Genomic DNA, 22,834 nt, shown 5'->3' on the forward strand with positions numbered 1-22,834 from the left:
GCGTTGATCGGAATGATCGCTTTTGTGGTCCGGCTTAAGAGCCGCGCACATTTCATCTTGCAAGGCAAGACCGGCGCGAACGCGGCAGCCTTCATCGGGGCTGCCGAGCGTCGCAAGCGAGACGCGCGGCAGAGGTTGACCATTTTGATCGCCGGGTTTGCGGTCATGTATCTGGCAATTGGCGCGCGCCTCGTTCAATACGGAACGGCAGAGCCTATCGTCGCCGGCTCGATCCATTTCGGTGACAACGCCGTAGCCTCCCGCCCGGATATCCTGGATCGGAATGGGGAACTGCTGGCGACAGATATCAACACCGTGTCGCTCTATGCCGAGCCCCGGCGCATTGTCGATGCCGATGAGGTGGTGGAAAAGCTCGCCACGGTCCTTCACGATCTCGATTGGGGCGAAACCTATAAAAAGCTTCGGTCAGGCTCCGCATTCCAGTGGTTGCGGCGACAACTCACGCCTCGACAGCAGTCCGATATACTCGCCCTCGGCTTGCCTGGAATAGGATTTCGTCCGGAGAAGCGGCGCTTCTACCCCGGCGGCGTCAGCGCCTCCCATATCGTCGGTCATGTAAACATCGACAATCTCGGCCTTGCCGGCATGGAGCGGTATATCGATCAGCAAGGATATGCCGATCTGAGAGCTGCAGGATTGACGAATGATACGCGGCTTGAGCCTGTCCGTTTGTCGATTGACGTTCGTGTTCAGCATATTGTTCGTGAAGTCGCCGCACGCGCGATGAAGGACTATCAAGCCGAGGCAGCCGGCGCTGTGATCCTTGATGTGGAAACCGGCGAGGTTATCGCCATGGCCTCGGTTCCCGATTACGATCCGAACCAGCCTTCCCGCACGCTTCCTGACGGCACTGTGGACAAGGAATATGAAAAAGGCTGGTTCAATCGGATCAGCAATGCCACCTTTGAAATGGGCTCCACCTTCAAGAGCTTCACCCTGGCGATGGGTTTGGATGCCGAGAAAATAACGTTGAACTCGGTTGTCGATGCGTCACGGCCCATCCACATGGGCGGATTTACGATCAGAGACTTCAAGGGCAAGAATCGGCCGCTCACGATCCCTGAAGTGTTTCAGTATTCATCGAATATCGGCACTGCTGCGGTTGCCGATAAGGTCGGCATCGAAGGTCATCGGGAATTCCTGACGAGGCTTGGGCTTCTTTCGAAAATGGAGACGGAAATGCCGGGAGTTGCGATGCCCACGCAACCCAAGACATGGAAGAAGATCAATTCCGTCACCATCTCCTTCGGTCATGGGGTCGCCACCACCCCGCTGCAAACTGCTGCCGCGGCCGCAGCTCTGATCAATGGCGGAAGCCTGATCAACCCGACCTTTCTCCCGCGCTCGAAAGACCAGGCAGCCAGCATTTCACGCGCCGTCATCAAAGAAAAAACGAGCGCTGATATGCGATACCTCTACACCTGGAACGGACTAAAGGGTTCCGGTCGTGCCGCACAGGTAGAGGGCTTCAACGTCGGCGGCAAAACCGGGACGGCGGATAAGGTGATCAACGGCCGATATGCCAGCGACATCAACTTCAACGCTTTCGTGGCGGGCTTCCCGATGGACAAGCCGAAATTCGTCGTTCTGACCATAATTGATGCTCCAAAGACCGGCGTTCACGGAGGGCGAACAGCGGCTTCCACCGCCGCCCCGATGACGAAGGAAATCATCGCTCGGACGGCCGCCTTGCTTGGCGTCATGCCTCGGTTTGGCAGTGAAGACAGCCAGGAATTGCTGGTCAACTACTGATACACCGCGGAGCTCTCGACGAACTGAAAAGGCGGAGCTCTCGCCCCGCCTTTTCAATGTTCAGTCCAGAAGAGACCGGATCAGTGGCTGTCCTTGCCGACAGCACTGCCGCGGCATCCCTTGAGGAAGTCAAGGTCGGCGCCGGTATCGGCCCCTTCGACATGCTGCTGATGCAGGAAGGCATAGCCCGAGGTCGGCAGGTCGTGGTTCGGCTGCCATTCGGCCAGACGCTTCGCCAGTTCCTCTTCGGAAATGTCGAGATGCAGGCGGCGGTTCGGCACGTCGAGCTCGATCATGTCGCCGTTCCTGACGACCGCGAGCGGGCCGCCGACAGCGGCTTCCGGCGAGGTGTGGAGTACGACTGTGCCGTAGGCGGTGCCGGACATGCGGGCGTCGGAAATGCGCACCATGTCGGTGATGCCCTTCTTGAGCACCTTCGGCGGCAGACCCATGTTGCCGACCTCGGCCATGCCCGGATAGCCCTTCGGCCCACAGTTCTTCATGACCATGACGCAGTTTTCGTCGATGTCGAGGCTGTCATCGTTGATCTTGGCCTTGTAGTCGTCGATATCCTCGAACACGACTGCCCTGCCCCGGTGCACCATCAGATGCGGCGAAGCAGCCGATGGCTTCAAGACTGCGCCCTTCGGAGCGAGGTTGCCGCGCACCACGACGATGCCGCCCGATTGCGTCAGCGCCTTTTCAGCCGGCAGGATGACGTCCTCGTTCCAGTTGACGACATCCTTGACTTCGTCCCAGACGGTTTCGCCCGACACCGTCAGCGCATCCTTGTGCAAGAGGCCGGCCTCGCCGAGGCGCTTCAGCACGACGGGGAGGCCGCCGGCATAGAAGAACTCTTCCATCAGGTACTTGCCCGACGGCATCAGGTTGACGATCGTCGGAACGTCACGGCCGCAACGGTCCCAGTCGTCGAGCGTCAGATCGATGCCGACGCGGCCGGCAATTGCCAGCAGGTGGATGACGGCATTGGTCGAACCGCCGATCGCCGCATTGGTGCGGATGGCGTTTTCGAAAGCCTGCTTCGTCAGGATCTCGGAAGGCTTCAGGTCGTCCTTGACCATCTGCACGATGCGGCGGCCGGTCAGCTGCGCCATGACCTTGCGGCGGGAATCGACGCCCGGGATTGCTGCGTTGCCTGACAGCGCCATGCCGAGCGCTTCAGCCATCGACGCCATGGTGGAGGCGGTACCCATCGTGTTGCAGGTGCCGGACGAACGGCTCATCGAAGCTTCCGCCTCGAGGAACTCGGCCTGCGTCATCTCGCCGGCCTTCACCATTTCGGAGAATTTCCACAGATGCGTGCCGGAGCCGACGCGCTCGCCGCGGAAATAACCGTTCAGCATCGGACCGCCGGTGACGACGATCGACGGCAGGTCGGTGGAGGCAGCACCCATCAAGAGCGACGGCGTGGTCTTGTCGCAGCCGACGAGCAGCACACAGCCGTCCATCGGCTGGCCGCGTATCGCTTCTTCGACCGCGAGAGCGGCAAGGTTGCGGTACATCATCGCGGTCGGGCGGAAGGTGTTCTCGGATGCCGAGAAAACAGGCACTTCGAGCGGGAAGCCGCCGGCCTCCCAGACACCGGCCTTCACCTTCTCGGCGAGCTCGCGCAGGTGGCCGTTGCACGGCGTCATGTCCGACCACGTGTTGAGGATGCCGATAACCGGGCGGCCGTCGAACAGGTCGTGCGGATATCCCTGGTTCTTGAGCCAGCCGCGGTGGTAGATCACGTCACGGCTCGTGCCGCCGTACCATTCCTGCGACCTCAGCTTACGCGGCCATTCTGCTTTCTTCTTCATAATCTCTGTCCTTCAGGATATCCCCTGATCGCCTCGTACGATCAGGGCTATCGCGCTTCGTCTCAGGCCAGCGTGTAGGCCGTCTTGACGGTTGTGTAGAATTCGGCGGCGTACTTGCCCTGCTCGCGCGGGCCGTAGGACGAGCCCTTGCGGCCGCCGAAAGGAACGTGGAAATCGACGCCGGCGGTGGGCAGGTTGACCATCACCATGCCGGCCTCGGAGTTGCGCTTGAAATGCGTCGCGTGTTTCAGGCTGGTCGTGGCAATGCCCGAGGACAGGCCGAACGGCGTGTCGTTGGCCGTTGCCAGCGCCTCGTCGTAATCCTTGACCCGGATGACGGAAACGACAGGTCCGAAGATCTCTTCGCGCGAGATGCGCATCTGATTGGTCGCCTCGGTAAACAGTGTCGGCTGCAGATAGAAACCGGGCGTGTCGCGGGAGATCACCTCACCGCCGAAGGCGAGCTTGGCGCCCTCCTTCTTGCCGATCTCGATATAGTCAGTGTCGGTCTTCAGCTGCCGCTCGTCGACAACAGGGCCGATATGGGTGCCTGCCTTCAGAGCGTTGTCGACGACGAGCGTCTTCAGCTTTTCCGTGAGCGCGGCGACGAACTTGTCGTGGATGCCCTCGGTGACGATCAGCCGCGACGATGCCGTGCAGCGCTGGCCGGTGGAGAAGAAGCCGGAATTGGCGGCTGCCTCGACGGCGACATTGAGATCGGCGTCATCAAGCACGACCATCGGGTTCTTGCCGCCCATTTCGAGCTGGAACTTGCGGTTATGCTCGACGGAGGCGGCGGCGACGCGTTTTCCCGTACCGGTGGAGCCGGTAAAGGTGATGCCGGCAACATCCGGGCTGTCGAGCATCGTCTGGCCGACGATCGAGCCCTTGCCCATGACGAGGTTCAGCACGCCCTTCGGCAAGCCGGCGCGATGCAGGATATCGACGATCGCCCAGGAACAGGCAGGCACCAGCTCGGCCGGTTTGAAGACGACCGTGTTGCCGTAGCAAAGCGCTGGCGCGATCTTCCAGGCGGGAATGGCGATCGGAAAATTCCAGGGCGTGATGATGCCGATGACGCCGAGCCCCTCGCGGGTGATCTCGACCCCGATATTCGGGCGCACGGACGGAATGACTTCGCCCGCCAGGCGCAGCGCCTCGCCGGCGAAGAATTCGAATATCTGCGAAGCGCGGATCGTTTCGCCGATCGCCTCAGGCAGCGTCTTGCCTTCTTCACGCGCAAGCAGAGCGCCAAGCTCGTCCTTGCGCGCCATGATTTCGTCGCCGGCCTTCTTCAGGATGACATGCCGTTCCCAGATGCCGGAACGCGACCAGGCCGGAAAGGCAGCCTTGGCGGCAGCGATCGCCGCCTTGGTATCGTCGACGCTCGCCTGAGCATAGAGGCCGACGACCTCGTTCGTATCGGACGGGTTGATGTTCTCGACGCCATTTGCGCCGGTCCATTCGCCGGCGATGAGATTCTGATGGACGGTCATGGCCTTGGAGCCTCCTCTATGACAAATGGCCGGCGGCTTTCCTGGCGGCCGGCCCCTTGAGATCACAGTTGAAATCAGAGCTGCTTGACGGCGATCTCTTCTTCGGCAGCAACCTTCAGCGGGTTGCGCAGCGCCAGGCCGAAATCGGCGACCTCGATTTCAAAGACATCGCCCTCTTCCGCCTTGATGCCATCGGCAAAGGAAAGCGTCGCCGTACCGAACATGTGGACGTGAACGTCGCCGGGCACGCGGAACAGGCCATACTTGAAATGGTGGTATTCGAGATTGGCGAAAGTGTGGGACATGTTCGCCTCGCCGGACAGGAACGGCTTCTCGAAGATCACCTTGTCGCCGCGCTTGATGCGCGACGTGCCGCGGATATCCTCGGGCGCTGCGCCGATGCGGATTTCAGGGCCGAAGCTTGCCGGGCGCAGCTTGGAATGGGCGAGGAAAAGATAGTTGATCCGCTCGGTGACGTGGTCGGAAAACTCGTTCGACAGGGCAAAGCCGATGCGGAACGGCGTGCCGTCCTTGGCGATGACGTAGATGCCGGCCATTTCCGGCTCCTCGCCGCCGTCGAGCGCGAAAGACGGCGAAACGAGCGGCGCGCCCGGAGCAGCAGCACCATAGCCGTTGCCCTTGTAGAACCATTCGGGCTGCACGCCCTTCTGGCCGGCAGCGGGCTTGCCGCCTTCGAGGCCCATTTTGAACATTTTCATGGAGTCGGTCAGTGTTTCCTCTGCCGCCTCTGATGTCTTCTTGTGCATGGAATCGCGCGTTGCAGCTGATCCCAGATGCGTCAGGCCCGTACCGGTCAGATGCAGGTGTGCTGCATCCGGATGCGTGATCGGCGGCAGGAAGCGGCCATCCGCATACGCCTTTTCCAGATCGACGGTTTCGCCGTATCCATGAGCCTCGATAACGGAGACGAGGGACTTGCCGCCATTTGCGGCTTCCATCGCCAGAGCATAGACGCTTTCAGCGCCTTTGACTGCCTTGGCGGCAGCACCCGGTTCGCGCACGGCGACGATGATCTCTCCGCTTGCGCCCTTGATCTGCGAGATAAGCACGGTCTTCATCCTTTCGTTTGGCGATGGCAAAGCTTCGCCGCTCCGGCTCCATCCGGAGCCGGAATTCAATTTTCATGTGACTGCGATACTGGGGTCGAGCCTGAACTCAGCCCTTGTTCTTGTTGTAGACGTCGAAGAACACGGCGGCGAGCAGCACCGCACCCTTGACCATCTGCTGGGAGTCGGTGCCAAGGCCGTGGATCGACATGCCGTTGTTCATGATGCCCATGATCAGAGCGCCAATGACAGCGCCGGTCACTTTGCCGACGCCGCCCTGCGCGGACGCGCCGCCGATGAAGCAGGCTGCGATCACGTCAAGCTCGAGACCGAAGCCGCCCTTGGCCGTTGCCGAGTTGAGACGCAGCGCAACGATCAGACCGGCCAGACCGGCAAGCAGACCCATATTTGCAAAGGTCAGGAACGTCAGTCTTTCGGTGTTGATACCGGAAAGCTTCGTCGCCTTCTCATTGCCGCCCATCGCATAGATGCGGCGGCCGATCGTCGTGCGGCGCGTAATGAACGCATAGGCGGCGACCAGGAACAGCATCACGACGAGGACGTTCGGGAAGCCGCGATAGATCGACAGCTGATAGCCGAGCGCCAGGATGGCGATGGTGACGATCGCGTTCTGGGCGAGGAAGAAGCCGAGCGGCTCGACATCGTTGCCATGCTTCTCATTCGACAGGCGCTTGCGCCATGCCAGGTAGAAGAGGGCTACGGCGCCGACGACGGTCAGGATGATCGAGGTGGAATTGATGCCGCCCATATCGAAAAGGTTCGGCAGGAAACCGATACTGATCAGCTGGAAAGCCGGCGGGAAAGGACCGATGCTCGTGCCGGTTCCCGATGCCGTCATCACGAACAGCGTCAGGCCGCGGAAGACCAGCATGCCGGCGAGCGTAACGATAAAGGACGGGATCTTGTGATAGGCGACGAAATATCCCTGGATGCCGCCGACAAGCGCGCCAAGAGCAAGACAGACGATACCTGCCAGCACATAATTGGTGTGCCACTGCACCGTCATCACGCCGGCGATGGCGCCGATGAAGCCGACGACGGATCCGACCGAAAGATCGATATGACCGGCGACAATCACCAGCAGCATACCGAGCGCCATGATGACGATGAACGAGTTCTGCAGAATGATGTTCGTCAGGTTGAGCGGTTTGAAGAGAACACCGCCGGTCGAGAACTGGAAGAATACCATGATCGCGATGAGCGCGATGAACATGCCATATTCGCGGATATTGCCGCGAACGTAGTCTCCGATGGAGACGACACGCCCCTGCTCGGCGATGGGTTGATTGATCGGCGTCATTGTTTCTTCTCCCCTGAGCGCATGATAGCGCGCATGATGGTTTCCTGGCTTGCTTCTCCCTTCGGCAGTTCAGCGACGAGGCGTCCTTCGTTCATCACGTAGATGCGGTCACAAGTGCCAAGCAGTTCGGGCATTTCCGATGATATCATCAGAACGCCCTTTCCATCGGCGGCAAGCTGGTTGATGATAGTATAGATTTCGTATTTTGCGCCAACGTCGATGCCGCGCGTCGGCTCATCCAGGATCAGAACATCAGGATCGGAAAACAGCCATTTCGACAGAACCACCTTCTGCTGGTTCCCGCCGGAAAGATTGACGGCTTCCTGAAAGATGCTGGAGGAACGGATGCGCAGCTTCGAGCGATAGTCGGTCGCGACCCGTGATTCCTTGACGCTGTCGATGACGGAGGCATTCGACACCGCCTGCAGATTGGCGAGCGTCGTGTTGTGAACGATCGTCTCGCCCAGCACGAGGCCGAGATGTTTGCGGTCTTCCGTCACATAGGCGAGACCGGCGTCGATCGCCTTGCGCACGGTTGACGTATCGACCTTCTTGCCGCCGACGAAAACGTCGCCGCTGATCTTGTGACCGTAGGTCTTGCCGAAGACGCTCATGGCGAATTCGGTGCGGCCGGCGCCCATCAGCCCGGCGATGCCGACAACCTCGCCCTTGCGGACATTCAGGTTGATGTCGTGCAGGACCTGGCGGTCACGGTGCTGCTGGTGGAAGGCATTCCAGTTCTTGACTTCGAAGATCGTCTCGCCGATCGGCACCGAACGCGGCGGATAGCGGTCTTCGAGATCGCGGCCCACCATGTTCTTGATGATGATGTCTTCGCTGATCTCGTCCTTGTGACAGTCGAGCGTCTTGACGGTCATGCCGTCGCGCAGGACCGTGATCTGGTCCGCGACCTTGCGGATCTCGTTCAGCTTGTGGGAAATGATGATCGAGGTGATGCCCTGCTTGCGGAACTCCATCAAGAGGGTCAGCAGAGCGTCGGAATCTCTTTCGTTGAGCGAGGCGGTGGGCTCGTCGAGGATGAGCAGCTTGACGCTCTTCGACAACGCCTTGGCGATCTCGACGAGCTGCTGCTTGCCGACGCCGATGTCGGTGACGAGCGTGTTCGGAGATTCCTGCAGGCCCACCTTCTTGAGCAGTTGCTTCGTGCGGTTGAAGGTTTCGTCCCAGCTGATGACGCCGTTCTTGGCGTTTTCGTTGCCGAGGAAGATGTTTTCCCCGATCGACAGCAGGGGCACGAGCGCAAGCTCCTGGTGGATGATGACGATACCGATTTCTTCGGAATCCTTCAGAACCTTGAAGTGGCGCGTCTCGCCTTCATAGACGATGTCGCCTTCATAGCTCCCGGTCGGGTAGACGCCTGATAGCACTTTCATCAGGGTCGATTTTCCGGCCCCGTTTTCGCCTACCAACGCGTGAATCTCACCCTTGCGAACCCTGAGGTTCACGTTCTCCAGAGCCTTGACGCCCGGGAACGTCTTGGTGATGCTCCGCATTTCGAGGATGGTGTTGTCCATAGTCAAATTTCCAGCGCCTGCAGCCACAAAACGACCGGGCGATCATAAAATTGAAGGCCGGAACCCGCAAGCGCGGGCTCCGGCCTCCTGTTCAACTTACTTCAGCTTGTCTTCGGTGTAGTAACCGCTGTCGACGAGGATCTGCTTGTAGTTGGTCTTGTCGACGGCAACCGGCTTCAGCAGATAGGACGGAACGACCTTGACGCCGTTGTCGTAGGTCTTCGTGTCGTTGACCTCGGGTTCCTTGCCGGACATGACGGCATCGACCATGGCAACAGTGACCTTGGCGAGTTCGCGGGTGTCCTTGAAGATCGTCGAGTGCTGTTCGCCAGCGATGATCGACTTGACCGACGGGATTTCTGCGTCCTGACCGGTGACGATCGGCAGCGGCTGAGCAGCCGTGCCGTAACCGACGCCCTTCAGCGACGAGATGATGCCGATCGAGAGACCGTCATAGGGAGACAGGACGGCATCGACCTTGGCGTCGGTGTAGTTGGCCGAGAGCAGGTTGTCCATGCGGGCCTGGGCCGTTGCCGGATCCCAGCGCAGCGTGCCGACCTTGTCCATGCCGGTCTGGCCGGACTTCACGACGAGCTTGCCCGAGTCGATGTAGGGCTGCAGGACGGACATTGCGCCATCATAGAAGAAGAAGGCGTTGTTGTCGTCAGGCGAACCGCCGAAGAGTTCGATATTGAACGGACCCTTGCCATCCTTGAGGCCGAGGCCGTCGACGATGGAGTTTGCCTGCAGAACGCCGACCTGGAAGTTGTCGAAGGTGGCGTAGTAGTCGACATTGGCCGAGTCACGGATCAGGCGGTCATAAGCGATGACCTTGATGCCTGCGTCGTGGGCCTTCTGGAGAACGTCCGAAAGGGTCGTGCCGTCGATCGAAGCGATGACGAGAACCTTGGCGCCCTTCGTGACCATGTTTTCGATCTGCGAAAGCTGGTTCGGAATGTCGTCGTCTGCATACTGCAGGTCGGTCTGGTAACCGGCGGCCTGAAGCTGCTTGACGATGTTGTTGCCGTCGTCGATCCAGCGGGCCGAAGCCTTCGTCGGCATTGCGATACCGACAGTGCCCTTGTCCGCTGCCATAGCCGGCACAACGAACGAAGCGACGCCGAAGGCAGCCGCTGCCATCAATGAGATAATGGATTTCATTTCTCTCTCCCTTGTTAATAAAGCAGCGGACGAAAAATCGCCCGCCCCGAAACTGTGGCAGGTTCCGTATTGGATAGTTACTTCAGATGGTGAGAAACGAAGTAGGTCTCCTCCACGATCTCACACGTGTTGAGTGCCAACCAGCACACGGCGGCAAACTGGTATGGATTCCTATAACTGTCAAATAGAATAACTGGTAATGTGCATAACAATTTTGGTATATCGTTAAAAAGTATTACTTTTGATGGAGCGCAGTGGGGAGGCTGCAACCATGACGATCATCCCGGAGCCATTTTCATTGGAACATGTCGACATCAACAGCGACAATTTTGGCGATGACGGCCTGTTGCGAGCGGGACTTAAGCTGAATCACCTGCGGATGATCGTCGCAATCGAAGATAGCGGGCAAATTTCGGCCGCGGCTGAAGTGCTGAACATATCCCAGCCCGCAGCGTCGCGAATGCTGTCGGATATGGAATCGATCATGAAGACGCCGCTCTATGAGCGGGTGGCCCGCGGTGTGGTGCTCACCACCTTCGGCGAGGCGCTCGCCAGGCGTGCGCGCAAGATCCTTCTGGAGCTTCGTGAGGCGAGCCGCGAGATCGGCGAATTGAAGAGCGGCAAGGGCGGCTCGGTCTTCATCGGCGCGGTCACCGCACCCGCCATGAGCCTCGTCGTTCCCGCCATCAACGCGGTGCGCAAGACCTTTCCCGGCATCGAGGTCAACATCCAGGTCGAGACCAGCAACGTGCTGGCGCGCGAACTTCTCGCCGCCCGCCACGACTTCATCATCAGCCGCATTCCTGACGACCTGAACCCGCGCCCCTTCCAGGTGCGCGAGATCGGCGTCGAGAAAGCCTGCCTGATCGTGCGCAGCCGTCATCCCCTCCTGAAGAAGAGGAGCCCGAGCAGCCTGTCGGAGATCAAGGACTATGACTGGGTGTTCCAGCCGCCCGGCACGCTGCTGCGCCGCACGATCGAGGATATCTTCCTGTCGCGCGCCGTTCCGCTTCCGGGAAACATCGTCAACACCTCCTCGCTGCTGCTCACCTGCGCGATCATCTGCGAGACGGATGCGATCGCCCCCGTCGCCGTCGATGTCGCCCAGTTTCTCGCCTCGCAGAGTTCGAAAGCATCCGAAGTGCGCATCCTGCCGATCGATTTCGAGATCAACGTCAAGCCCTACAGCCTGATCACCGTCCGCGAACGTGCCCTGCCGCCGAGCGCGCGACTGCTCTACGACCTCATTCTGGCAGAGAGCGTCCGACAGGCCGCGGTCTAAATCCGGTATCGAAATCCAGCCCGACGCCAACTTGGCGCCGTTTAATGCGCCGCTCGCAAAGGAAGGCGCATGCTGTTCGCAGAATCCATATTCCAATCCGTTCTTGAACGGCTCAAGGCGGAAGACGAAGCCGCCGGCGAAGCGGAAGAGCCGGCCGCCCATCGCGTCCCCGGCTTCTCGACCGGCCTCGCCTTCGACGTGATGGAGGGCGTGTCGGCTACGTCGCAGCGGGTGGGCGAAGCCTATTTCGACAATCTCGCTCCCGAACCTGCGGGTAAGGAGGCTCTTCCGGCAGCACCCGAGCCGGAACCGGTCATGCCCGAACACCTGGCGCGGGTGGCGCCGGAAGAGATTGCCGCCGAACTGTCGATTTCATCCGCCGATACGCTACAGACGCTGAGCGAGAAGCGGCGGGCCTTCGCCAAGGCCAATCACCCCGATGGCGTCGCCCAGCCCTTCCGCGACAACGCAAACAAGCGCATGACGATCGCCAATCTGCTGATCGACGAGGCGATGCGGCGGCTGCCGCGATAAAGCATGTCGCGCAAAAGCGCATGGTGTTTGTGAGGACGGCATGCGCAAAGCAAGGAATCGAAGCGCGGCGAAGAGACGCTTCGATTAATCGGGCTTCTTCTCTTCTTCCATATCGGCCTTTTCCTCGCCCTCTTCATCGTCATCGACGACGACGGGAGCCGCCGCTTCCGGCGGCTTCGGGTCGAAGGTCCAGATCAGCATATAGAAGGAATAGACGCCGACGGCGCCTGCAAGCACGCCCCAGAAGGGATCGCCGCCGATGAATTCGAAGATCGCCCATCCGAGGCAGACCGCGACGATGGCAATACGGACCCAGAGATGCCGATAGGTTGGATGGTTGGGATCGATAAGCTGCATCTCGGTCTCGTTGTCTCGATGATCGGTCTCACTGTTGTGATGACCTCGCTTGTCTTTAGGATGGATTTCGCAAATGTGAAAGGCCCGCGGGCTTGACGCGGCGACTGGAAAATGGAATGAAAATTCTAAACTTATATCAATTCGGTTTATTTGTTCCGAATATAGGGAGGCAGTTATGACAGTGAGATTTGGTCTTCTCGGCGCAGGCCGCATCGGCAAGGTCCATGCGAAGGCCGTGAGCGGCGATGCCAATGCAAAGCTCGTGGCCGTCGCCGACGCCTTCCCGCAGGCGGCCGACGCGATCGCCTCCGCCTATGGCTGCGAAGTCCGCACCATCGAAGCGATCGAGGCCGCCAAGGATATCGACGCCGTCGTCATCTGCACGCCGACCGATACCCATGCAGATCTGATCGAGCGCTTCGCCCGCGCCGGCAAGGCGATCTTCTGCGAAAAGCCGATCGACTTGGATGTTGCGCGTGTAAAAGCCTGCATCAAGGTCGTGGAAGAAACCGGCGCCAAGCTGATGGTCGGCTTCAACCGCCGCTTCGACCCGCATTTCATGGCCGTGCGCAAGGTCATCGACGACGGCAAGATCGGCGACGTAGAAATGGTGACGATCACCTCGCGCGATCCCGGTGCCCCGCCGGTCGATTATATCAAGCGTTCGGGCGGCATCTTCCGCGACATGACGATCCACGATTTCGACATGGCTCGCTTCCTGCTCGGCGAAGAGCCGGTCTCGGTCGTGGCAACCGCTGCTGTCCTCGTCGACAAGGCGATCGGCGAAGCCGGCGATTACGATAGCGTTTCGGTGATCCTGCAGACGGCCTCCGGCAAGCAGGCGATCATCTCCAACTCGCGCCGCGCCACCTATGGCTACGACCAGCGCATCGAAGCGCACGGCTCCAAGGGCGTCGTCTCGGCTGAAAACCAGCGCCCGGTCTCGATCGAAGTCGCCAACGGCGAAGGCTATACCCGCCCGCCGCTGCACGATTTCTTCATGACCCGCTACACCGAAGCCTATGCCAACGAGATCGCAAGCTTCATCTCGGCGATCGAAAAGAGCTCGAAGATCTCCCCTTCCGGCGCCGATGGCCTGGCCGCTCTTGCGCTGGCAGATGCCGCCGTCCAGTCCGTCAAGGAAGGCAAGCTCATCAGGATCGGCTGACCGCCCTCTCCCGACGGTCGCCATCATGAGAAATGGCCGGGCACCCGCCCGGCCATTTCTCGTTTGAAGCGTTTGACCCAAAGACCCCTCCCCACAAGGAAAAGGGGGATTGCCACGGTGCCTGTCCCCTTCGCCCCATCGGGGGTCCGAAGGACGGGTCGAGACCTGCGGCTCGACCCTGGCCGGTGGCCCGAAGGGTCGGATGAGGGGGCCGCGAGCATAAAGGCCGGCGGCCCAACCTAGCAGCGCGCATTTTGGCATAAAACATTATTATAACAGATACTTAAAGAAATATCTGTCGGCGGCTGCAGCCCCCTCATCCGCCCTTCGGGCACCTTCTCCCCGCTGGGTAGAAGGGGGGAGCCACTAATCCCCGCCCTGCACACCGCTCACGACAATATCCTCATCGATCACAGCCAGCGCCCGGTTCAGATGTCCCTCGAAAACGAGGTTCTGCTCATCGGCGACGACCCTGAGTTCCGGCATGCCCTCCATGCGCACCATATGGGATTGGCCGAGCCCCTCCTCGATCCCCTGCCGCAGCAGATCGTAATAGCGCGTGCCCGGCCCGGTGATCGCGATCGGCATGCGCTCGGTCAGGCTCAGCATGCGCGACAGGCCGTTGCCGAGCGCCAGCCCCGCCTGGCGGAAGGCGAAGCCCGAGATGCGGTGGCCCTGCCGCGCCCTTGCTGCGATCTTGTCGAGCTCGGCCACTGGCACGAACTTTGCCGGGATCGTATCGAGCGGCACTTCGAAGGCGGTGCGCAGGATGGCATAGAAACCGGCATAGGCCTCGATACAGCCGCGGGTGCCGCAGCGGCAGAGACCGCCATTGGCCATGTGCAGCATGTGCCCGAAATTGGGCGCCGAGACTTCATGCCCGCCATGGCTCGTCGGTCGGATGATTCCAAGCCCGATGCTGTGGCCGAGCGAAAGCGCCGCCAGAGAGCGGAAATCGCCGCCCTTCACATTCTCCTCGCGCGCGCCGAGGGCGGCGGCGACCAGCAGCGTCTCGTTGTCGAGAATGACCTTCGCCTTCCAGTCCGGCTTGAGCGCCAGTTCGAAATCGATCTGGTCGCTGCCGAAGATCGGCGACCAGACGAGGACAGGCTCGGAGGAATTGACCAGCCCCTTGCTGCTGATCGAGATGAGCAGCACCTTCTCCTGGCTGATGCGCGAGCGCGCCAGGACGCGGCTCAGCCCTTCCCGCACCCCGTTCACGAAGCGGGCGGCGCCATCGGGATCGTGCGATCTTTCCTCGCTGAAACGGTCGATCAGCTTGCCCGAGTAATCGACCAGCGAATATTGAACCGCATCCGAGGAGATGATGACGACGATGAGATAGCCGCAGTCCCGGCGCTGGCGAAAAAGCACGCGCGGCCGGCCGCGGCCGCTCGCAGCCTGCTGCTCGGATTTTTCGATGATCTCAGCCTTTTCGAGATCGGCCGTGATCGCAGAAACGGTCGCAGACGAAAGCCGCGTGTGATCGGATATCTCAGTGTGGGCAAGCGGCCCGTGTCGGCGCAGAGTGGCGAGCACGAGCACACTGTTTCTCTGCCGTACGAGCTCCGTGCTCGACTTGGTCAGCATGGATAGCCGCCTCTCCCCGGTTCGTTCCGCCCCTCATTGCCACAGCATCTCCGGCCCCTTCCAGTCAAAGGAATTAAGCCGGTAGTGCGGTGTTGACAGTTGAAAAAATCTCTGACAGTAAATTTCTCGACTGTCGAGAAAAAAATCCGAACCTTTCTGGACAGGCTTTCGCGATGGCCGGAGGAGGCTGATGCTGGGCCGGCTGCATTTCACTCGGGAGGACATTATGAAGTCTCTTTACAAGCTGATGGCCGGTGCTGCCATCCTCGTTTCCGTGCACTCGGCGGCCATGGCTGCCGACCTCGTCGTCGGCGTTTCCTGGTCGAACTTCCAGGAAGAGCGCTGGAAGACGGACGAAGCCGCCATCAAGAAGGCTCTCGAAGCCAAGGGCGCAAAGTACATTTCCGCCGACGCCCAGTCGTCGGCTGCAAAGCAGCTCACCGACGTCGAATCGCTGATTTCGCAGGGCGCAAACGCACTCATCATCCTCGCCCAGGACTCCGACGCGATCGGCCCGGCCGTTGAAAAGGCCGCCAGCGAAGGCATCCCGGTCGTTGGTTACGACCGCCTGATCGAAAACCCGGCTGCCTTCTACATCACCTTCGACAACAAGGAAGTCGGCCGCCTGCAGGCGCAGGGCGTCTTCAAGGTCAAGCCGGAAGGCAACTACGTCTTCATCAAGGGCTCGTCTTCCGACCCGAACGCCGACTTCCTGTTCGCAGGCCAGATGGAAGTTCTGAAGGCTGCCATCGACGCCGGCAAGATCAAGAATGTCGGCGAAGCCTATACCGACGGCTGGCTGCCGCAGAACGCTCAGCGCAACATGGAGCAGTTCCTGACCGCCAACAACAACAAGGTTGACGCAGTCGTCGCTTCCAACGACGGCACGGCCGGCGGCGCCGTCGCCGCTCTCGACGCCCAGGGCATGGCCGGCTCCGTTCCGGTTTCCGGCCAGGACGCCGACAAGGCTGCGCTGAACCGCATCGCTCTCGGCACGCAGACGGTTTCCGTCTGGAAGGACAGCCGTGAACTCGGCAAGCGCGCTGCCGAAGTCGCTCTCGATCTCGCCGGCGGCACCTCCCTCGACAAGGTTGCCGGCGTGCAGACCTTCGAAGGCGGCCCGAAGAAGGTGAAGATGCAGTCGATCTTCCTGACCCCGCTCGCCATCACCAAGGACAACCTGAACGTCGTCATCGACGCCGGCTGGATCTCCAAGGCTGAAGCCTGCCAGGGCGTCAAGGCCGGCTCCGTCAAGGCTTGCGACTGATCCTCGCCTGACGATCTGAAATACCGGCGCCGCAGCGGCCTTCCGCTGCGGCGCCGGATGCGGATGAAGCCCGCTCGGTGGCGCTTCTCCGTTCTCGCGCACATCGCGGATGCTTTGATTCCCTGCCAGAATAGTGCCGTTGTGATCGGCTATTTTCGGAAGCGTCCCGGTGGTCACAACAAGAACAGGGCGATCGTCGGCCTGCGGCTTCATCAGCAGCAAGGCCCGCGCCCAAACAGATGGGGGAAACGGCAACCCATGGCAGACATGACCCAATCGACGACCTCAGGCCCGCGTACCGCAGTTGAAGGCCCCTTCACCCGCTTCCTGCGGGCAACGGAAATAGACACCCGCCTTCTCGGCATGATCGGCGCGCTGCTGGTCATCTGGGTCGGGTTCCATTTCTATACCGGCGGCCTGTTCCTGACGCCCAGAAACATCTGGAACCTCTCCGTCCAGACGACGGAAATCGCGGTGCTGGCGACCGGCATGGTGCTGGTCATCGTTACCCGCAACATCGACCTGTCGATCGGCTCGATCCTTGGCTTCGTCGCCATGATCATGGGCGTGGTCCAGGCGAAATTCCTGCCGCAATATCTGGGCTTCGACAATTCCTTCACCTGGGTGATCACGCTGATCTGCGGCCTCCTCGTCGGCGCGGCGATCGGCACGTTCCAGGGTATCATCATCGCTTTTCTCGGCGTGCCTTCCTTCATCGTCACGCTCGGCGGCTTCCTCGCCTGGCGCGGCCTTGCCTGGTATGTCACGAGCGGGCAGACGGTCGCGCCCCTCGACACCACCTTCCGCATCATGGGCGGCGGTGCCGAAGGCGCGATCGGCGCCACGTGGAGCTGGATCATCGGCGCGGTCGCCTGCGTGCTGATCGTCGTCTCGATCATCGGCTCGCGCCATCAGCGCCGGCGCTTCAACTTCCCGCGCCGCCCGCTCTGGGCCGAATATGTTCTCGGCGTCCTAGGCTGCGCCATGGTGCTCGGCGCCATCTGGGTGTCGACGATCTATTACTGGCCGCCGGCAATCGCGAAGCGTTATGCCGAAGCCAACAATATCACCATGCCCGAAACCGGCCTGATGATCCCCTACGGCATCGCCGTGCCGGTGCTGATCGCCATTCTCGTCGGCATCGTCATGACCTTCATCGCCACGCGCCTCCGCTTCGGCCGCTATGTCTTCGCGATCGGCGGCAACCCGGAAGCGGCAGAACTCGCCGGCATCAAGACCCGCTGGGTGACGGTGCGCATCTTCGCGCTGATGGGCTTCCTCGCAGCAGTGGCCGCCGCCATCTCCACGGCGCGCCTCAACGCCGCCGCCAATTCGCAGGGCACGACCTACGAACTCTATACGATCGCCGCAGCCGTCATCGGCGGCACGTCGCTCGCAGGCGGCACCGGCACGATCGCCGGCGCCATGCTCGGCGCGCTCGTCATGCAGTCGCTGCAGTCGGGCATGGGTCTCGCCAACGTCGATACGCCCATCCAGAACGTCGTCGTCGGCGCGGTGCTCGTCATTGCCGTCTGGCTGGACACCGTCTATCGCTCCCGTGCGAAGTAAGAGGAGTACGAACCATGGCTGAACAACGCACTCCCCTTGTGGAATTGAAGAATATTTCGATCTCCTTCGGCGGCATCCACGCGGTCGACAATGCCTCGGTCGATCTCTATCCCGGCGAAGTCGTGGCCCTTCTCGGCCATAACGGCGCCGGCAAGTCGACGCTGATCAAGATCCTCTCCGGCGCCTATAAGCGCGATTCGGGCGAGATCCTGATCGACGGCGAGCCGGCCGACATCCGCAATCCGCGCGATGCCAAGAAGTTCGGCATCGAGACGATCTACCAGACGCTCGCCGTCGCCGACAATGTCGACGCCGCCGCCAACCTCTATCTCGGCCGCGAGCTGAAGACCCGCTGGGGCACGCTCGACGACGTCGCGATGGAAGCCTCCGCCCGCGAGGTGATGGGCCGCCTCAACCCCAACTTCAAGCGCTTCAAGGAGCCGGTGAAAGCACTGTCAGGCGGCCAGCGCCAGTCGGTCGCGATCGCCCGCGCCATCCTGTTCAACGCCCGCATCCTGATCATGGACGAGCCGACGGCAGCCCTTGGCCCGCAGGAAACGGCGCAAGTGGGCGAGCTCATCAAGCAGCTGAAGAAGGAAGGCATCGGCATCTTCCTCATCAGCCACGACATCCACGACGTTTTCGACCTCGCCGACCGTGTCTCGGTGATGAAAAACGGCCAGGTCGTCGGCCACGCCCGCACCGAGGATGTCACCAAGGACGAGGTCCTCGGCATGATCATCCTCGGCAAGGTGCCGCCCAAGGCCATCCCCGGCCCCGGCGCCATGCAGGTCTGATACAAGCAGCATCCAGCAAGCAAACTCCGCCGCCCGAAAGGCCCGGCGGAGTTTTTATTTGCGCCACAGCGTGCGGCCGAAATCGCATTAAAACCCAAGTCCCGGAAATTCCGTCAACTTCGCGATTGATGCGAACCCAAAGCTAGGCTAAGAACCACGACATCGGACGACGAGTCACATCGTCAGGCATGCACCCGTAGCTCAGCTGGATAGAGTGTTGGATTCCGATTCCAAAGGTCACAGGTTCGAATCCTGTCGGGTGCGGTTCCGATCTTACTGAAATCATTTGTGCTTCAACAAAAGCGATGACGTTGAGCGATATGACCAACGCTCCTCGCAACCTTTGAATGGCCGGCTACGCAGATTCAGGCTTCTGGGCCCGGCACTTATCCTTTCAAGATAGGAAGCCGTTCCCCGGCTCTTACCGCGCCTTTCAGCCGATTGCCAGATGGCGCTAATGGGCAGACATAGCGGGGTGAATAGGCGCACGAAGGAAAATAGGAGAAGTTGAAATCCAGCACGAGTGTGCTGTCTGGCCTGACAACGCCGAGATCTGCTCCCTTGATGGTGTCGAGGAGATATCGACCACCGCCATACGTCTCGGTCCCGGAGGTCGCGTCGGCAAACGGCAGGAACACGCCACCGCCGTACCCCTCAATCCAATAAAGGGTCAATTCGCCACCCAATCTGGCCTCCAGCCCGCTTGTGCGCGCGAACGTATGCATCGACAGGTCACCATCCACCCCCGTTGCGACGGTTATCTGTTCCAACGTTACCGGGGCAAGCTGTACCGTCAGGCGCAACGAGGGATCATAAGGAAACGTCGTCGGTCCTTCGAACGTCGTGCGGTCCGCCGGTTCGATTGGCGACTGGGGATGGTCGCGAAACATGGTCGAACGAGTATCGCACCAAAGCCGCCAGGCAGCAGCCGCATCCGGGCTGGAACGTATCTCGTAATAGAGATTTGCGATCTTCTGGCGCCACTCCCACAGCTGTATAGTTTCGTTCAAATCAGACCCTCCCATGTCATGTGGCAATCTCCTGTCGGATCGTGCCACCTTAGCAGTCTATCCATAATCGTTGCCACCAACGGCTGAAGCCCTTCGTGCGAAGCGCTGCACAATGTTGACAACGGATCCAGCGCCGCTGGCAAGCGGCCCCTCGCTTTTTCGGGCGCTGAACGCTATGCACGATCTTGCCTGATCCGACACGAGGAGCATCCGATGATCCACGAATTGCGCATCTATACATGTCTGCCGGGGAGGCTGCCGGCATTGCAGCAGCGTTTCGAGACCGCGACGCTGGCGATCTGGGAACGCCTTGGTATCCGCTCACTCGGCTTCTGGACGACGATGATCGGGTCTTCCAGCAACGATCTGACCTACCTGCTCGAATGGCGGTCGCTGGCGGAGCGCGAGCAGAAATGGGCTGAGTTCATAGCCGATCGCGAGTGGCAGGAAGCGAGGGCGAAGAGCGAGGCGGATGGACCGATCGTCGCCAATATCGCCAGTTCGCTGCTGCAGCCGACACGCTTCTACCGCGGCTTCTCCAAATCGTCGGAATAACGGCCGGAACTCCGCATCCAATTAATTGAAAAGTGTTTTCGGAGATTCCCGAAGACTGCTGGCTTGCCCTTCAGCTGCGCATGGATCCGTGAATGGTACGGCACTTCGCCGTGCCCATTACTCACATAAAGCCGGGGTTTCGCGGCAGATATTGCGTCCATTCGCCATAACCGGTCGATGCCACCAAGAGCATCGGAAAGCTTATCCGCATGCCGTGATGGACGGCAAGGCTCAGGGCGCTGTCGCATGTGCCCGGCAGGAACGCCGATACGGTTCGGACCTCGCCAGACTTGTTTTGAAACGGTTGGGATATAGAATTGCGCCCGCAACGCCTGTTGTCGGCGGGCGCCTGCCGCGGGCACGGATCGTCAGCCGCGCATTGGCGGTAAGGCCGTCCGCCTGATCACGCGGCGGCGTGGCTGCTCACGGCCTGACGGCCGAAGAGACCCCGCGCGCCTTCCACCATGATGCGCAGATGCTCCGGGTCGCGCACCCCCTGCCGGTAAAGCTCGACGACGATCGCGGCGATCCGCGCGGCCTCTTCAGAGGCCTTGTCGATACCGGCTTCTTTCACAAGCGTATCGAAAACGGGCTGGCAGGCTGCAAGATCGCGCGCGTCGAACGGCTGCGGCTTGCGAACATCGATCGATTTCATGTCCTTCAAAAGCCGGCGCCGTCCGGCGGCGCCGGCTTCCTCCTCCCCCTCCGGTTAAGCGACGTTCTTTTCGCCTTCGATCATCTGCATCGGCGCCTGAGAGCCCTCGGCGCTGGCGATCGCGATCTTGCGCGGCTTCATCTCTTCGGGGATCTCACGCTTCAGATCGATGGTCAGAAGGCCGTTCGTCAGCGAAGCGTTATCGACGCGGACATGGTCGGCAAGCTCGAAGCGCCGCTCGAAGGAGCGGCCGGCAATGCCGCGATGCAGGTAGTCGCCCTGCTTCTCTTCGTTCTTCTGGCCTCTGACGACTAGCACGTTGCGCTCCTGGGTGACATCGAGGTCGGTGTCGGCAAAGCCTGCGACCGCCATCTGGATGCGGTAGTCGTTCTCGCCGGACTTGACGATGTCGTAGGGCGGCCATGTGTCGATAGCCTGCAGGCGCTGCGGATTGTTCAGAAGGTTGAGCACCCGGTCGAAGCCAATGCTCGAGCGGTAGAAGGGTGCGAAGTCGAATTCGTTTCTCATGACCAAATCCTCCGTAAAGCGAGTTGGAAAGGAGACGCGTCGGAAACTGCGTCCCCGGCTTCCGGCCCCCTTTGGGCTGCCGGCGAATATCGATTTGGTTTGGCTTTTTTTGCCTTTCAAGAGGCCTCGAAAATTTTTTTTGAGCGCCCGGCGCCGGCCCACTTGAACCCTGAAAATACCGAAACGATCTTTTATCCGCCTGGAGATTTTCCTCATCCGTCGAAAGTTTTTAGGAGATCGAACATGACTATCGAAGGCACGAAATCAGCCGGCTCGGCCGCTGTCGTCGACGCCATCTCGGCGTCGCATATCCTCTATCCGCATCAGCATTTTTCCCATCCCGACGAAGTGGTCGCTTCGCGGACGATGACGACCGCAGAAAAGCGCGCGATCCTCGCGTCCTGGGCGTCCGACCTCCACGCGGTCGAATCCTGTCCCGAGCTCCGCCACCCTCCGGGTGTCGCCTGCTCCATCCGCTACCAGGATATCCTCTCCGCCCTGAAGGCTCTCGACGGGCGGCAGAAGGCTCGCAAGCCTGTCTGCACCATGTTCGGATAGGGAGGGCGGAATGCGACAGAAAGCGTCACCGTCTCCATCCGCTCCAAGAGGCAACCCGATCACCGACAGGCTTGTTCTCGCGTCGAGATATTCGGAATGCCTGCGGCGGCTCTCGCGATCTGCAAAGCGGCTGCGCCACACCGATCTCGGCGAGAAGCTGATGGAGATCGCCTTATGCCTCGACCGGATGAGCGGCGACATCGCGATCGACGATGTGGGCATCGAAATCCTGAGACGCGCAGCACGCCTCATCGGCACGGTAGAAGCCCTGATCGACCGCAAGGCGAAGGCATCGATCCTGCATTGAACGCTCGATCCGAAGCGACTTCCTTCTTCCAGCGTCCGAAGCGATTTCTTTTGGGCCGCCGTTAATCGCCTTTGCCGGGTCTGAGCGGCTGCAAATTTCGATAATGGTTGCTTTTTCGCGGCGGAAACGCGAGCCTCGCATGCCCGTGCCGGGAGGCTTGGCTACGAACGGATGGACGGATGGACGAAGAACAGAAAAACGCGATGCGTGAGCGCTTCAAGGCTGCGATTCGCCACGCCGAAGGCATGATCCAATTGATCGATGAATACCGTTTCGCGTTCAAGGACGTGAACGACACGAGAAGCGACAAAGAGGTCATGGACGAACAGAAGCAAATGCATCTGCGTATGATCGAAAGTTACACCGCATACCTGGACACTCTCGATGGTCGAGACACCAAGCTGCGGTTCATCAGGATCGGCAATAACTAAACGGTAAAAAACTGCCTCGGCGAACCGCGCGGGTATGATCGTCGGCTTGCAAG

General features: G+C 60.6%; 22 protein-coding genes and 1 tRNA gene. 12 read left to right on the forward strand and 11 right to left on the reverse strand.

The features are described 5' to 3' along the window. The first annotated feature begins 6 nt into the window (after nt 1-6). Nucleotides 7-1,773, forward strand: a complete 1,767-nt coding sequence (locus tag FHT92_RS14055; protein ID WP_409527155.1) for a peptidoglycan D,D-transpeptidase FtsI family protein — start codon at nt 7-9, stop codon at nt 1,771-1,773. An 80-nt stretch (nt 1,774-1,853) separates the two neighbouring features. Here the strand turns inward: FHT92_RS14055 and araD are convergent, their stop codons facing one another. The 6 genes from araD to chvE form a co-directional block, all read right to left on the reverse strand. Next, complete coding sequence (gene araD / locus FHT92_RS14060) at nt 1,854-3,593, reverse strand: L-arabinonate dehydratase (RefSeq protein WP_183825980.1); 1,740 nt, start codon at nt 3,591-3,593, stop codon at nt 1,854-1,856. A 62-nt stretch (nt 3,594-3,655) separates the two neighbouring features. Further along, complete coding sequence (locus FHT92_RS14065; RefSeq protein ID WP_183825983.1) at nt 3,656-5,089, reverse strand: aldehyde dehydrogenase family protein; 1,434 nt, start codon at nt 5,087-5,089, stop codon at nt 3,656-3,658. 74 nt (nt 5,090-5,163) lie between these two features. Further along, complete coding sequence (gene araD1 / locus FHT92_RS14070) at nt 5,164-6,159, reverse strand: AraD1 family protein (RefSeq protein WP_183741862.1); 996 nt, start codon at nt 6,157-6,159, stop codon at nt 5,164-5,166. A gap of 106 nt (nt 6,160-6,265) precedes the next feature. Next, nucleotides 6,266-7,477, reverse strand: a complete 1,212-nt coding sequence (mmsB, locus tag FHT92_RS14075) for a multiple monosaccharide ABC transporter permease (protein WP_183741363.1) — start codon at nt 7,475-7,477, stop codon at nt 6,266-6,268. Next, nucleotides 7,474-9,012, reverse strand: a complete 1,539-nt coding sequence (gene mmsA / locus FHT92_RS14080) for a multiple monosaccharide ABC transporter ATP-binding protein (protein WP_183741365.1) — start codon at nt 9,010-9,012, stop codon at nt 7,474-7,476. The genes mmsB and mmsA overlap by 4 nt, the downstream gene beginning before the upstream one ends. A gap of 96 nt (nt 9,013-9,108) precedes the next feature. Further along, the gene (gene chvE / locus FHT92_RS14085) at nt 9,109-10,173 is read right to left on the reverse strand and encodes a multiple monosaccharide ABC transporter substrate-binding protein (RefSeq protein ID WP_183741367.1); all 1,065 of its coding nucleotides are present in this window, start codon (nt 10,171-10,173) and stop codon (nt 9,109-9,111) included. A gap of 271 nt (nt 10,174-10,444) precedes the next feature. On the opposite strand from chvE, the gene FHT92_RS14090 reads away from it, so the two are divergent. Both FHT92_RS14090 and FHT92_RS14095 read left to right on the forward strand, forming a co-directional pair. Beyond that, nucleotides 10,445-11,455 carry a LysR family transcriptional regulator gene (locus FHT92_RS14090; protein WP_183825986.1) on the forward strand — a complete coding sequence of 337 codons (1,011 nt, stop codon included), beginning with the start codon at nt 10,445-10,447 and terminating at the stop codon, nt 11,453-11,455. 69 nt (nt 11,456-11,524) lie between these two features. Further along, nucleotides 11,525-11,989 (forward strand): hypothetical protein, encoded by a 465-nt coding sequence (locus tag FHT92_RS14095; protein WP_183825989.1) that lies wholly within the window; start codon nt 11,525-11,527, stop codon nt 11,987-11,989. An 84-nt stretch (nt 11,990-12,073) separates the two neighbouring features. On the opposite strand, the gene FHT92_RS14100 is transcribed toward FHT92_RS14095, so the two are convergent. Further along, entirely contained in the window at nt 12,074-12,346 is a 273-nt protein-coding gene (locus FHT92_RS14100) for a hypothetical protein (RefSeq protein WP_183741372.1), read from the reverse strand. Between the two features lie 175 nt (nt 12,347-12,521). Here FHT92_RS14100 and iolG point away from each other — a divergent pair, with 175 nt between their 5' ends. Further along, complete coding sequence (iolG, locus tag FHT92_RS14105; protein ID WP_183825991.1) at nt 12,522-13,514, forward strand: inositol 2-dehydrogenase; 993 nt, start codon at nt 12,522-12,524, stop codon at nt 13,512-13,514. Nucleotides 13,515-13,880: 366 nt separating this feature from the next. On the opposite strand, the gene FHT92_RS14110 is transcribed toward iolG, so the two are convergent. Further along, nucleotides 13,881-15,104: an ROK family transcriptional regulator gene (locus tag FHT92_RS14110; RefSeq protein WP_183825994.1), complete on the reverse strand. Its 1,224-nt coding sequence runs from the start codon at nt 15,102-15,104 to the stop codon at nt 13,881-13,883. Nucleotides 15,105-15,330: 226 nt separating this feature from the next. Here FHT92_RS14110 and xylF point away from each other — a divergent pair, with 226 nt between their 5' ends. The 4 genes from xylF (at nt 15,331) to FHT92_RS14130 (ending at nt 19,001) form a co-directional block, all read left to right on the forward strand. After that, entirely contained in the window at nt 15,331-16,371 is a 1,041-nt protein-coding gene (gene xylF / locus FHT92_RS14115) for a D-xylose ABC transporter substrate-binding protein (RefSeq protein WP_183825997.1), read from the forward strand. A gap of 258 nt (nt 16,372-16,629) precedes the next feature. Further along, a complete protein-coding gene (locus FHT92_RS14120; protein ID WP_183826000.1) occupies nt 16,630-17,940 on the forward strand; it encodes a sugar ABC transporter permease in 1,311 nt (436 codons plus the stop codon). 14 nt (nt 17,941-17,954) lie between these two features. Beyond that, nucleotides 17,955-18,737 (forward strand): ATP-binding cassette domain-containing protein, encoded by a 783-nt coding sequence (locus FHT92_RS14125; protein WP_183826003.1) that lies wholly within the window; start codon nt 17,955-17,957, stop codon nt 18,735-18,737. A gap of 190 nt (nt 18,738-18,927) precedes the next feature. Then, nucleotides 18,928-19,001 (forward strand) — tRNA-Arg (locus FHT92_RS14130). Nucleotides 19,002-19,123: 122 nt separating this feature from the next. Here the strand turns inward: FHT92_RS14130 and FHT92_RS14135 are convergent. Further along, nucleotides 19,124-19,762 carry a DUF1684 domain-containing protein gene (locus FHT92_RS14135; RefSeq protein ID WP_183826005.1) on the reverse strand — a complete coding sequence of 213 codons (639 nt, stop codon included), beginning with the start codon at nt 19,760-19,762 and terminating at the stop codon, nt 19,124-19,126. A gap of 198 nt (nt 19,763-19,960) precedes the next feature. Between FHT92_RS14135 and FHT92_RS14140 the strand changes: the two genes are divergently transcribed. Continuing rightward, a complete protein-coding gene (locus tag FHT92_RS14140; protein WP_183741388.1) occupies nt 19,961-20,302 on the forward strand; it encodes an NIPSNAP family protein in 342 nt (113 codons plus the stop codon). Between the two features lie 403 nt (nt 20,303-20,705). Here FHT92_RS14140 and FHT92_RS14145 read toward each other — a convergent pair whose 3' ends face one another. Together FHT92_RS14145 and FHT92_RS14150 are read right to left on the reverse strand one after the other, a co-directional pair. Continuing rightward, nucleotides 20,706-20,957, reverse strand: a complete 252-nt coding sequence (locus tag FHT92_RS14145) for a hypothetical protein (protein ID WP_183826008.1) — start codon at nt 20,955-20,957, stop codon at nt 20,706-20,708. A gap of 54 nt (nt 20,958-21,011) precedes the next feature. After that, nucleotides 21,012-21,485, reverse strand: coding sequence for an Hsp20 family protein (locus FHT92_RS14150; protein ID WP_183741401.1), 474 nt, complete (start codon nt 21,483-21,485; stop codon nt 21,012-21,014). Nucleotides 21,486-21,728: 243 nt separating this feature from the next. Between FHT92_RS14150 and FHT92_RS14155 the strand changes: the two genes are divergently transcribed. The 3 genes from FHT92_RS14155 (at nt 21,729) to FHT92_RS14165 (ending at nt 22,781) form a co-directional block, all read left to right on the forward strand. Next, nucleotides 21,729-22,043: a hypothetical protein gene (locus tag FHT92_RS14155; RefSeq protein ID WP_183741403.1), complete on the forward strand. Its 315-nt coding sequence runs from the start codon at nt 21,729-21,731 to the stop codon at nt 22,041-22,043. A gap of 10 nt (nt 22,044-22,053) precedes the next feature. Then, nucleotides 22,054-22,350, forward strand: a complete 297-nt coding sequence (locus FHT92_RS14160; RefSeq protein WP_183741405.1) for a hypothetical protein — start codon at nt 22,054-22,056, stop codon at nt 22,348-22,350. A gap of 179 nt (nt 22,351-22,529) precedes the next feature. Beyond that, nucleotides 22,530-22,781, forward strand: a complete 252-nt coding sequence (locus tag FHT92_RS14165; RefSeq protein WP_183741407.1) for a hypothetical protein — start codon at nt 22,530-22,532, stop codon at nt 22,779-22,781. Nucleotides 22,782-22,834 lie beyond the last annotated feature (53 nt).

Origin of the sequence: Rhizobium sp. BK377 (assembly GCF_014193935.1) — a bacterium.
GTDB lineage: Bacteria > Pseudomonadota > Alphaproteobacteria > Rhizobiales > Rhizobiaceae > Rhizobium.